This is a genomic window from Paraburkholderia steynii, assembly GCF_900100565.1.
GTDB classification, from domain to species: Bacteria; Pseudomonadota; Gammaproteobacteria; order Burkholderiales; family Burkholderiaceae; genus Paraburkholderia; species Paraburkholderia terrae.
This window is the reverse complement of the sequence record NZ_FNDI01000007.1, coordinates 63,479-75,647: the sequence shown is the minus strand read 5'-3', so window position 1 is coordinate 75,647 and position 12,169 is coordinate 63,479. Positions and strand designations below refer to the sequence as shown.

At 60.6% G+C, this 12,169-nt stretch carries 10 protein-coding genes; 4 read left to right on the top strand and 6 right to left on the bottom strand.

Features of this window, described 5'->3' with window-relative positions; all coding sequences use genetic code 11:
* Positions 1-12: 12 nt before the first annotated feature.
* Both BLT65_RS14625 and mnmE read right to left on the bottom strand, forming a co-directional pair.
* Positions 13-1,194 (bottom strand): tyrosine-type recombinase/integrase, encoded by a 1,182-nt coding sequence (locus BLT65_RS14625; protein ID WP_091778684.1) that lies wholly within the window; start codon positions 1,192-1,194, stop codon positions 13-15.
* Between the two features lie 115 nt (positions 1,195-1,309).
* On the bottom strand, positions 1,310-2,710 hold the full coding sequence (gene mnmE, locus BLT65_RS14620; RefSeq protein ID WP_091778682.1) for a tRNA uridine-5-carboxymethylaminomethyl(34) synthesis GTPase MnmE: 1,401 nt from the start codon (positions 2,708-2,710) through the stop codon (positions 1,310-1,312).
* A 347-nt stretch (positions 2,711-3,057) separates the two neighbouring features.
* On the opposite strand from mnmE, the gene BLT65_RS14615 reads away from it, so the two are divergent.
* Positions 3,058-3,480, top strand: coding sequence for a transcriptional regulator (locus tag BLT65_RS14615; protein WP_042305050.1), 423 nt, complete (start codon positions 3,058-3,060; stop codon positions 3,478-3,480).
* 100 nt (positions 3,481-3,580) lie between these two features.
* Here BLT65_RS14615 and yidC read toward each other — a convergent pair whose 3' ends face one another.
* The 4 genes from yidC to rpmH all read right to left on the bottom strand — a co-directional run bounded on the left by yidC (position 3,581) and on the right by rpmH (position 6,238).
* Positions 3,581-5,233, bottom strand: coding sequence for a membrane protein insertase YidC (gene yidC, locus BLT65_RS14610; protein ID WP_091778680.1), 1,653 nt, complete (start codon positions 5,231-5,233; stop codon positions 3,581-3,583).
* A gap of 30 nt (positions 5,234-5,263) precedes the next feature.
* Positions 5,264-5,494 (bottom strand): membrane protein insertion efficiency factor YidD, encoded by a 231-nt coding sequence (gene yidD / locus BLT65_RS14605; RefSeq protein ID WP_007581797.1) that lies wholly within the window; start codon positions 5,492-5,494, stop codon positions 5,264-5,266.
* Between the two features lie 73 nt (positions 5,495-5,567).
* On the bottom strand, positions 5,568-6,077 hold the full coding sequence (gene rnpA, locus BLT65_RS14600; protein WP_397326813.1) for a ribonuclease P protein component: 510 nt from the start codon (positions 6,075-6,077) through the stop codon (positions 5,568-5,570).
* A gap of 26 nt (positions 6,078-6,103) precedes the next feature.
* Complete coding sequence (gene rpmH, locus BLT65_RS14595; RefSeq protein ID WP_004198824.1) at positions 6,104-6,238, bottom strand: 50S ribosomal protein L34; 135 nt, start codon at positions 6,236-6,238, stop codon at positions 6,104-6,106.
* Positions 6,239-6,621: 383 nt separating this feature from the next.
* Between rpmH and dnaA the strand changes: the two genes are divergently transcribed.
* The 3 genes from dnaA (at position 6,622) to gyrB (ending at position 12,104) form a co-directional block, all read left to right on the top strand.
* On the top strand, positions 6,622-8,157 hold the full coding sequence (gene dnaA, locus BLT65_RS14590; protein WP_042305048.1) for a chromosomal replication initiator protein DnaA: 1,536 nt from the start codon (positions 6,622-6,624) through the stop codon (positions 8,155-8,157).
* Positions 8,158-8,415: 258 nt separating this feature from the next.
* Positions 8,416-9,519: a DNA polymerase III subunit beta gene (dnaN, locus tag BLT65_RS14585; protein ID WP_007581912.1), complete on the top strand. Its 1,104-nt coding sequence runs from the start codon at positions 8,416-8,418 to the stop codon at positions 9,517-9,519.
* 113 nt (positions 9,520-9,632) lie between these two features.
* Positions 9,633-12,104 (top strand): DNA topoisomerase (ATP-hydrolyzing) subunit B, encoded by a 2,472-nt coding sequence (gyrB, locus tag BLT65_RS14575; RefSeq protein WP_091778676.1) that lies wholly within the window; start codon positions 9,633-9,635, stop codon positions 12,102-12,104.
* Positions 12,105-12,169 lie beyond the last annotated feature (65 nt).

The following is a 12,169-nucleotide window of genomic DNA, read 5'->3' as shown; positions in this document are numbered from 1 at the left end:
CGGTCTTTAAGATCAGCGTATCCCCATCGGCGAATTTGCTTGCTCTTCAACCTGCGCGTCGACGTAATCGGCCCAGAGCTGCATCTCACGCACAGTGACCGTGTCCTCGGCTTCTGCAAATGCATCCTCGCCATCTGCCGATTGCAACAAATCGCGCAGATGACTCAACCCCGTGCGGCGGAAATCGTGGAGTACGAAATGTTCGCCCTCCAGTCGGAGCGTTTTGGCCGCCTGATTCAGCGTGCCCTTTGCAATCGGTCGATCTTCGCTGCCTCGCGTCGACGGGAAGACATGGTTGCGACTGCTTCCGATGCCGCGTAACTCGCGCAACATCGCCAGCGACTGACTTGACAGATAGACGCGGCGCTCGCGCCCATTGCTCGCACGCGCGGCGGGAATCGCCCAGACACCTGCGTCGAGATCGAATTCGCGCCACGCCGCTTCGATCAACTCGGATTTATTGACCATCGTGAGCACGAGTAGATGGAGCGCGAGCTTTAGAGGCCGCCGAATGCTCGACGTATAGATCGTACGCAGCAACGTGCCGATTTCGCTTCCCGTCAGCACGCGCGAGCGGCCGTCCTGCGTCGCGATCGTGCGCGCGGGGATGGCATCGGCGGGATTGATGCTCGCGAGTTGCCGCGCGATCAGAAACGCGAACAGCCGCCTTGCGACATTGCGCGTATGGAGCGCCATCTGCGGCGCGCCCCGACTCTTGATTGCGTCGCAGATCGACTGGATATCTTCCGTCGTGACCTGCGCGATCGCTTTGTGCCCGATCGCGGGCAGGATGTCCTTGTCGAGCGCGCGCTGCGTCGTGCGTCGGTACTCGTCGGACTTGCGGGCCATCGCCGACGTCACGTAGAGTTCGGCGCCGTCGCGCAGCACATCGACGCGCTTTTCGGCGCCCCGGTCCTGCCTCGCTATGGACACGGGCGACAAGCCCTGCCCGACGATTTCCGCATACTTCTGCGCCCTGGCTCGAGCGACGCGCAATGACATCAGCTGATAGTCGCCGATCGTGACCATCGGTTGTCGACGCCCATTGAGCGTATAGCGGAAGCGCCAGACCTTCTTTCCGGTCGGCATGACTTCGAGGATGAGACCGTTGCCGTCGGCGACGCTGTAACGCGTGGCGCGCGGCTGCAAGGTGCGGATGTGGGATTCGCTGAGTGGCGTCGCGAGTTTTGGCATGCTTGCGGGTTCGGTACACAGGGTGCGTCAAATACAGAGTGTACAGGGTTGTGTACCGAAAACCAGCTTCGATGGAAGTGCAGAAAAGCCATGTATATGGCCCATCGGTAAATGCCTATTTGCCGATACAAAACCTGCTGAAAATTACACCAAGTAGGTCGTCGGAAGTGAATTCACCGGTGATCGAATTGAGTTGATCCTGAGCCAGTCGCAATTCTTCAGCGAACAGATCCAGAGCTTGCGCATTCTGATCAGCGTGTTCTGCGGCGAGTCCCAAATGTTCTTGCGCGGCACGAAGCGCAATCAGATGCCGCTCGCGCGCCAGATAGACGGTTTCCGCGCCGGCTTGCCAACCCGCGATGCGCAGTAGTTCGCCCCGCAGCAAGTCGATCCCGTCGCCCCTTTTTGCGGACAGGCGAACTTCGCACGAATCGCCCTCGTCCGCGCCATTCAAGCTGGTAACGCCCGGTGCGATTCCCGTCAGATCGGTCTTGTTCAGCACGCGCACGACGGGCACGCCCATCGGAAAACGCGCGGCGATCGAATCGTCGTCGGCGGTCATGCCCGAGCGGGCGTCGAGCAGATGTAGCACGACATCGGCGCGCTGGATCTCCCCCCAGGTCCGCTCGATACCGATCTTCTCGACCTCGTCTTCCGTCTCACGCAGCCCCGCCGTGTCGATCACATGCAGGGGGATGCCTTCGATCTGTATCGTCTGCGCGACCTTGTCGCGGGTCGTGCCGGCAATCGGCGTGACGATTGCGAGTTCAGCGCCCGCGAGCGCATTCAGCAGCGACGATTTGCCGACGTTCGGCTGCCCGGCCAGCACGACGGACAAGCCCTCGCGCAGCAGCGCGCCTTGCCGGGCCTCGCTGAGCACTAGTGCGAGACGCTCGCGTATGCGAGCAAGCTTGCCGCGTGCGTCGGCGGCTTCGAGGAAATCGATTTCTTCTTCGGGGAAATCGAGCGTCGCCTCGACGAGCATCCGCAACGTGATCACCTCTTCGACCAAAGCATGGATATCGCGCGAAAACGCGCCTTCCAGCGAGCGCCCAGCCGAGCGCGCGGCCGCTTCCGTGCTGGCTTCGATCAGATCGGCGACCGCCTCGGCCTGCGCGAGATCGAGCTTGTCGTTGAGAAACGCGCGACGCGTGAACTCACCCGGTTCCGCAAGTCGCAGACCGAATGCGCGGCCGGCATCGATGCAGCGCTGCAGAACCAGCTGGAGCACGATCGGGCCGCCGTGCCCCTGCAACTCGAGCACATGCTCGCCGGTGTAGGAATGCGGAGCCGGAAAATACAGCGCGATGCCGCGATCGAGCGCATTTCCGCCGCCGTCAAGAAACGGGACGTAGCTCGCGTGGCGCGGTGTCAGCGGTTGCCCGGTGAGCGCCTGCATCATCGGCTGCGCTGCCGCTTCGCCGGCGCGCCCGAACGAAATCCGCACCACACCTATCCCGCCGCGGCCGGGCGCGGTGGCAATGGCGACGATCGGATCGGAATCGGTTGCGAGCATGTCGGAAGCGGCAGAGAGGAGTAAGAAAGCAGCACACTGGCGGTGCGCTGAACGCCTGGCATTGTAACGCGGGCCTTTCGGGCGTTAGCGCGGGGACCTCGTCGTCGCTGGTGAACGAGATGTTTCAGATTTAGCCTAGTTAAGCTAAGAGATTCCGACGACTACAAATAGAGGAATTCGGACTCTTCGTGTAGTCTAAGCCCTACAAATAAACGTTAAGCGGACTCCAGAGTATTTTGGAGAACGCTTCCGATGGGTTGCTGTAACGAGATAGGCAAATCTCAGACACGCGAAATGTAGCGTGTACAGTTGTCTACCTGCGATGCGACGGACTGCACAATCTGCCGATGCCAACCGTCGAAGAAAAAGCGGCTTTTGCCGAGCGACTCAAATTCGCGATGAGACGCGCCCCGGAAAGACTCAAGGGCGGGACCGATCTCGCATTGCACTTCAATCTACGCCATCGCGGCGATCAACCCGTGTCACCGCAAACGGTGCATAAGTGGCTGAGCGGCCGCACGATCCCCACTGACGACAAGTTGCGCACGCTCGCGGCATGGCTCGAAGTGGATGTCCACTGGCTTCATTACGGGCCTTCGCCCGGAGGATCGACCCGGAATGTTCCGAAGCCATTGGCGCGTGGTGAGAAATATCCGCTTTCGCCCGAGACGCTCGAGCTGGCGTCGAAAATCGAATCATTGACACCGCATCATCGTTATCTGGTTCAGGAATTGATCTCGCAGTTTTACGGCGACGCTGATAACGCGTAAAAAGTTGCAGACGTAAAAAACCGCCCGGCTGAAACCGGGCGGTTTTTTTTACGTCTACTTCGGATCGGATCGGAGGGTTATCCGTCCGATCCGAGCACTATCAGGCGGCCTTTCTCTTTTGCCCCATCATGCGCGTGATGTAGTACTGCTGTGCGATCGACAGCACGTTGTTCACGACGTAGTACAGCACGAGACCCGCCGGGAAGAAGAAGAACATGACCGAGAACGCGATCGGCATGAACATCATCATTTTGGCCTGGACGGGGTCCGGCGGCGTCGGGTTGAGCTTCGTCTGAATAAACATCGAGACGGCCATCAGCACCGGCAGGATGAAGTACGGATCTTGTTGCGACAGATCGTGAATCCAGAGAATCCACGGCGCGCCGCGCATTTCCACCGACGACAGCAGCACCCAGTACAGCGAGATAAACACCGGAATCTGAATCACGACGGGCAGACAGCCGCCGAACGGATTCACTTTCTCAGTCTTGTACAGCTCCATCAGAGCCGCGTTCATCTTCTGCGGATCGCCCTTGAAACGCTCGCGCAGCGCCTGCATACGCGGCGTGATTTCCTTCATGCGGGCCATCGACTTGTAGCTCGCAGCCGACAGCGGGAAGAACACCGCCTTGATCAGCAGCGTCAGCAGCACGATTGCCCAGCCCCAGTTGCCGACGTAGCTGTGGATCTTCTCGAGCAGCCAGAACAGCGGCTTCGCGATGATCGTCACCCAGCCGTAGTCCTTCACCAGTTCCAGACCCGGCGCGATGCCTTCGAGCATGCGCTCTTCTTCCGGACCGGCGAACAGACGCGCATTCACGTCGACCGTCTTACCTGGCTCGATCGTCTGCAGCGGCTGCTTGACGCCCACGCGATACAGCGACGGATCGATCTTCTCGACGTAGATATCACGCTTGACGCCTTGCTGGGGAATCCACGCCGACGCGAAATAGTGCTGCACCATCGCGACCCAGCCATTGTCGGCGGAGGTTGCGTAGTCTTCCTTGTTCTTGTCGATGTCGCCGAACGTCAGCTTCTGGAAGTGATGCTGCTCCGTGTACACAGCCGGCCCGATGAACGTGTGCGAGAAGCGCGGCGTTTCGACAGGCTGGCTGTCGCGCACGAGTTCCATGTACGCGGTCGGCTTGACGGGCGTCGTGCCGACGTTCTGGATCTTCGTGTCGACGTCGATCACATAGCTGCCGCGCGTGAACGTGTAGGTCTTCACGACCTTCAGGCCGCCCTTTTCCGGCGACTCGAACGACAGCTTCAGCGTGTTGCCCGTCATGTCGGTCGCCTGACCGGGAACGGGCGTGAACACGTCGGTGTGGTTCGGGAAGTCGCCGCCGAGCAGGCCCGTGCGCGCGAGATACGTGTGATCGGCCGTGTGGTCGAACAGCGTGATCACCTGATCGGGCTGCTTGCCCTCGCCCGGCTTGACCAGCGTGAGCTTGGACAGCGTGCCGCCGCGCGTGTCGATCTGGCCGCGGTAGACGTCAGTGCTGAAGGAAACCAGCTGGGCCTGCTGCGTAGCGGGTGCCGTCGAGCCGGGCGCCGCGGCGCTCGTCTGCGGCAAATCGGCTGGTTGGCTTCCCGCCGCCGCCGAACCCGGCGCAGCAGGAGCTGCCGTCTTGGTCTGCGTCGCGCTCGGGAAGAACATCGACGGGCGTCCATGGTCGCGCTGCCAGTTGTCGAACAGCATGACAGCTGACATGAAGAAGATGACCCATAGGACGGTGCGTTTGATATCCATGCGTTGTCTCAGTGTCGATGGCACAGCGCGTCAGCGCTTCTTAGGAGTTGGAGGCGGGACAAGATCGATGCCGCCCGCCGAAAACGGGTGACAGCGGCACAGGCGCCTGGCGGCGAGGTAAGTACCACGCGCGGCGCCATGATACTGGATTGCTTCGCGCGCGTAATCCGAACAGGAGGGATAAAAACGGCACCGATTGCCGAGCATGGGACTCACGGCAATCTTGTAGAAACGCAGCAAGGCGAATAATACCGTTTGCATGACTAGTGCGGCCCAACCGCGCCGCCCGATAAGAAGCGCCGCAAAACAGCCGCGCACGTGGACTGCGCGGGTCTCATGGCGCGGCTGGCGGCGTGTCGGCCGCCTGTCCTGCCGATGCTGCCGGCGCTTCGCGACGGGCGATTTCGCGCGCCGCCTTGTCGAGCAGCACATCGATTTCGCCACGGCACAGCGCTTTCAACGGCGGCGACGATCCGCTGGGCATCGCCTTCCTGTCGAATTTGGCGTGCAGGCGCAGCAACACGTCCCAACCGCCGAACTCCGCGCGACGCAAGCGAAACGCTTCGCGCGCGAGGCGCTTCACCAGATTGCGCGTGACCGCGCGCGGCGCAAACTTCTTGCCGATTACGAGGCCGAGCCGCGCTTCGTTGCCCGTGGGCCGCGCGTACACGACGAAGTGAGCCGTTCGACGCCACGGGCGCAAACGAAAAACGGATGAAAATTCATCCGTTTTTAGCAGCCTTGCGGCTTTGGGAAAGGCTGCGGACGCCTGCACCGGAACGACGTTCTGATGCGGCGCGTCTGCCGTTCCCGCAGCGTCACGGGTGTCGGACACAGCGCGCACTCGGCTTGACCGCGTATCAGCCTGCCTTAGATGGCGAGGCGTTTGCGGCCCTTCGCGCGGCGTGCGTTGATGACTTTGCGGCCACCAGCGGTCTTCATGCGAACGCGGAAGCCATGGGTGCGCTTACGGCGCGTCACGGAAGGTTGGTAGGTACGTTTCATGTTGCTCTCACTTGTTGAGAAATAACCGCGCGAGCATCGCTGAAAGTGCAATGGCCGGAGGTTCGAAAATTGGTTTTCGCGGAACCCGCTATTTAAACCGGTTTTCTCTGAGTCGTCAATAGTTTAGGGCGATGATCCACAGGCGGCGATTGCCGGCGGTGTTTGATCGGGCCCTGTGGATAACTCACTTTACGCACCGTTTTGGCGGTAGAATCTCGCCTTACTTCCCAAAAATCACGCACGCCGCCCCGGCCCGCTTGACCCCGCAAACCCTTGTGGCACAAGCGTCTGGGGCTTTTCCGCCTGGCTGCTTCGGGCCTCGTCGCGTATCACGCGATCAGAGCGCCGGCGGGACGCGTCGCAAACATAACGATAGCAACTTGATGAACGAATTCTGGCAACACTGTTCCGCATTGCTGGAGCGTGAATTGACGCCCCAGCAGTACGTGACGTGGATCAAACCGTTGGCCCCGGTCGCCTTCGACGCCGATGCGAATACCCTGAGCATCGCAGCGCCGAACCGTTTCAAGCTGGATTGGGTCAAGAGCCAGTTTTCCGGTCGCATCACCGATCTCGCGCGTGACTTCTGGCATTCGCCCGTCGACGTCCAGTTCGTCCTCGATCCCAAAGCAGGCGTGCGTTCGGCGCCTGCCGCGCCGTCGCGGCCATCGTCGGTGGGCGCGCGCAGTGCCGCCGCAGCCGTCGACGCGGCAGTCGGCGCCGTCCAGGCGGCGCACGCGACACGCGCGGGCCACGGCGCGCACACGCACGCCGCGCAACTGACCGACGATGCCGCCGACCTCGATCTTCCCAGCCTCGACGCGAACGAAGCCGCTGCCGCACGCCGCACGTGGCGTCCAGGCGCGGCCGCGAACGGCGAAAGCGACTCGATGTACGAGCGTTCGAAGCTGAACCCCGTGCTCACCTTCGACAATTTCGTGACCGGCAAGGCGAACCAACTGGCGCGCGCGGCCGCGATCCAGGTCGCCGACAATCCCGGCATCTCGTACAACCCGCTGTTCCTGTACGGCGGCGTGGGCCTTGGCAAGACCCACCTGATTCACGCGATTGGCAATCAGCTGCTGATGGACAAAGCGGGCGCACGCATCCGCTACATCCACGCGGAACAGTACGTCTCGGACGTGGTGAAGGCATACCAGCGCAAGGCATTCGACGACTTCAAGCGCTACTACCATTCGCTCGACCTGCTGCTGATCGACGATATTCAGTTCTTCTCGGGCAAATCCCGTACGCAGGAAGAATTCTTCTACGCGTTCGAAGCGCTGGTTGCGAACAAGGCACAGGTGATCATCACCAGCGATACCTATCCGAAAGAAATCTCGGGTATCGACGACCGTCTGATCTCGCGTTTCGATTCCGGCCTGACCGTCGCAATCGAACCGCCCGAGCTTGAGATGCGCGTCGCGATTCTGATGCGCAAGGCGCAGTCGGAAGGCGTGAATCTGAACGAGGATGTCGCGTTTTTCGTCGCGAAGCATCTGCGCTCGAACGTTCGCGAACTGGAAGGCGCGCTGCGCAAGATTCTCGCGTACTCGAAGTTCCACGGCCGCGAAATCACGATCGAGCTGACCAAGGAAGCGCTGAAAGACCTGTTGACGGTGCAGAACCGGCAGATTTCGGTGGAAAACATCCAGAAAACGGTCGCCGACTTCTACAGCATCAAGGTCGCCGACATGTATTCGAAGAAGCGCCCGGCCAATATCGCGCGTCCGCGCCAGATTGCGATGTACCTGGCCAAGGAGCTGACGCAAAAGAGCCTGCCGGAAATCGGCGAGCTGTTCGGCGGGCGCGACCACACCACAGTGCTGCACGCGGTGCGCAAGATCGCCGACGAGCGCGGCAAGGACGCGCAACTCAATCACGAGCTTCACGTGCTGGAGCAGACGCTGAAGGGTTGAGGCGAGGTTGGAGGGCCGGATCAGGTCGAGGGTTTCCTCGAACCGGTCGGAAAATTCGATCTGTTTATTGCGCAAGCCACCCCCAATTTAGGGAAGTGCTTCCATTTTCAGGCACAATACAGGTTTAACCGTCCGGCAAAAGCGGACGGGATTCAAATGCCGTGACTGGCGCAGTACCGCGCCGGCGGGGGGCCGGGGCCGCGCGCTTCAATACTGCCGGGCAAGGCGCGCAGGCCGTCACATCAACGAAGGAACTCTATGCAACTGGTCAAGACCGAACGCGATAACCTCCTCAGGCCGCTGCAAACCGTGAGCGGCATTGTCGAACGCCGTCATACGTTGCCGATCCTCGCCAATTTGCTGATTACCAAGAACGGCCCGGACGTCTCGTTCCTGTCCACCGACCTCGAACTACAAATCACCACGCGTGCCGACTTTGGCGTCGGCGGTGACTCGGTGGCCACGACGGTAGCGGCACGCAAGCTGCTCGACATTCTGCGCGCGATGCCCGACGGGCAAGTCACGCTGACCCTGAACGACAAACGTCTGACGGTCCAGTCCGGCAAAAGCCGTTTCGCCTTGCAGACGCTGGCGGCCGACGAGTTCCCGACCGTCGCTCAAGCTAAAGACTTCGGCGCAAATCTCGCGGTTCCCCAAAAAACATTCCGCCAGTTGCTCGGTATGGTCCACTTCGCCATGGCGCAGCAGGACATCCGTTACTACCTGAACGGCATGCTGCTGGTGGTCGATGGCGACCAGTTGATGGCTGTCGCGACGGACGGTCACCGTCTCGCGTTCTCGTCGATGAAGATCGAAGGCTCGTTCGCGCGCCAGGAAGTCATCATCCCGCGTAAGACGATTCTCGAACTGCAGCGTCTGCTCGAAGACATCGACGATGTCCTCAAGATCGACATTGCGCCCACGCAGGTCAAGTTCACGTTCGGCGGCGTCGAACTGGTATCGAAGCTGGTCGAAGGCAAGTTCCCCGACTTCCAGCGCGTGATTCCGAAGTCGCACAAGAACACGTTCGTGATCGGCCGCGAAGAGCTGCAACGTTCGCTGCAACGCGCGGCCATTCTGACCTCGGACAAGTTCAAGGGCGTGCGCTGCATCGTCGAGCCGGGCCAGCTGAAGATCATGTCCACCAACGCGGACCAGGAAGAAGCCCAGGAAGAACTCGAAATCCCGTACCAGGGCGACAGCATCGACATCGGTTTCAACGTCACGTACCTGCTCGACGTGCTCGCGAACCTGAAGGTTGACCTGCTGGAAATCAGCCTCGGCGACGCGAGTTCGAGCGCGCTGATCACCATTCCCGAGAACGACGAGTTCAAATACGTGGTGATGCCGATGCGCATCTGACGCGTCCAACACGAAGAACACACCAAGGGGCGCAGCGCCCCTTTGGTGTTTTTATGGTGTTTTGAAAAGCTCCGAGCAGTAACGAAGCAGTAACGCAGATCCGGAAGAAATCCATGACTGAAACGAACAATTCGCAACCCGATAACAGCTACGGCGCCTCGTCCATTCAGATCCTCGAAGGTCTGGAGGCCGTGCGCAAGCGACCGGGTATGTACATCGGCGATACGTCGGACGGGACCGGTCTGCATCACCTCGTGTTCGAGGTGCTCGACAATTCGATCGACGAGGCACTCGCCGGTCATTGCGACGACATTCAGGTCATCATCCACGCCGACAACTCGATTTCCGTCACCGACAACGGCCGCGGTATCCCGACGGGTATCAAGCGCGACGACAAGCACGACCCGAAGCGCAGCGCCGCTGAAATCGTCATGACCGAGCTGCACGCGGGCGGCAAGTTCGACCAGAACAGCTACAAGGTGTCGGGCGGCCTGCACGGCGTGGGCGTGTCGTGCGTGAACGCGCTGTCGTCGTGGCTGCGCCTCACCGTGCGTCGTGACGGCAAGAAGCACTTCATGGAGTTCCACCGTGGCGTGCCGCAAAACCGCGTGATCGAAGAAGCGGACGGTGAACGCCTGTCGCCGATTCCCGTGGTTGGCGACACCGAGAATCGCGGCACCGAAGTGCATTTCATGGCCGATCTGGAAATCTTCGGCAATGTCGAATATCACTACGACATTCTCGCGAAGCGTATTCGCGAACTCTCGTTCCTGAACAACGGCGTGCGGATTCGTCTCACGGATCAACGCTCCGGCAAGGAAGACGATTTCGCATTTGTCGGCGGCGTGAAGGGCTTCGTCGAGTACATCAACAAGACGAAGACCGTACTGCATCCGACCATTTTCCATATCGTCGGCGAGAAGGACGGCGTGGGCGTCGAAGTGGCGATGCAGTGGAACGATAGCTACAACGAGAACGTACTGACCTTCACGAACAACATTCCGCAGCGCGACGGCGGTAGCCATTTGACGGGTCTGCGCGCGGCCATGACGCGCGTGATCAACAAGTACATCGTCGACCATGAAATCGCGAAGAAGGCGAAGGTCGAAACGTCGGGCGACGACATGCGCGAAGGGCTGTCGTGTGTGCTGTCGGTGAAGGTGCCCGAGCCGAAGTTCAGTTCGCAGACGAAGGACAAGCTGGTTTCTTCGGAAGTGCGCGCGCCCGTGGAAGAAGTGGTCGCGAAGGCGCTCGAAGAATTCCTGCTCGAAACACCGAACGACGCGAAGATCATTTGCGGCAAGATCGTCGATGCCGCGCGTGCTCGCGACGCAGCGCGCAAGGCGCGTGAAATGACGCGACGCAAGGGCGTGCTGGACGGCGTCGGTCTGCCCGGCAAGCTGGCAGACTGCCAAGAGAAAGATCCCGCGAAGTCTGAGATTTACATCGTCGAGGGTGATTCGGCAGGGGGCTCGGCAAAGCAGGGTCGCGACAGAAAATTCCAGGCCATTCTGCCGCTGCGCGGCAAGGTGCTGAACGTCGAGAAGGCGCGTTACGACAAGCTGCTGTCGTCGGAACAGATCGTCACGCTGATTACGGCGCTGGGCTGCGGCATCGGCAAGGAAGACTACAACCTCGACAAGCTGCGCTATCACCGCATCATCATCATGACCGACGCGGACGTCGACGGCGCGCACATCCGTACGCTGCTGCTGACGTTCTTCTATCGTCAGATGCCGGAGATGATCGAGCGCGGCTATATCTACATCGCGCAACCGCCGCTGTACAAGGTGAAGGCGGGCAAGGACGAGCGTTATCTGAAGGACACCGCGGAGTTGAACGCACATATGCTGCGTCTGGCTCTGAACGGGTCTGAACTGATCCCGTCAGAAGGCGCGACGCCGATTGCGGGCGATGCGCTGGGCGAGCTGGCTCGTTCCTATCTGCTGGCGCAGGGAGTCGTGGATCGTCTGAGCCGGTTGTACGACGAAGCGGCGCTTGGCGCGGTGATGGATGGCGTGACGATCGATCTGTCGAGCGAGCAGTCGACGGAGGTATCGGCCGCTTCACTTCAGGCCAAGCTGCGCGACGATCCGCTCAAACCCGAAGTCAACGTGATCCCGATGTACGACCCGGTGCGCGAACTGCGTTCGCTGCGCGTCGAGCGTCGTCATCATGGCAACGTGAAGGTTTCGGTCATCGACGAAGAGTTCCAGCTCACGGCGGACTATCAGCAACTCGTGAACACGGCGAACACCTTCAAGGGACTGATCGGCGAGGGCGCTGTCATCAAGCGCGGTGAGCGGAGCATGGCTGTCGGCGACTTCAAGAGCGCGATGAAATGGCTAATCGCCGATGCCGAGCGGAACGTTTCTAAGCAGCGCTATAAGGGACTCGGTGAGATGAATCCTGGACAGCTCTGGGAAACGACGATGGATCCGAGCGTGCGTCGCTTGCTGCGCGTCCAGATCGAAGATGCGATTGCAGCGGATGGGATCTTTACGACGCTGATGGGCGATGAAGTCGAGCCGCGTCGCGCGTTTATCGAGAGCAATGCGTTGCGGGCGGGGAATATCGACGTTTGAGCGTCCCGAGCGGAATCAGCTAGGCACCAACAAAAACTCCAACCGTCACCGGTTGGAGTTTTTTT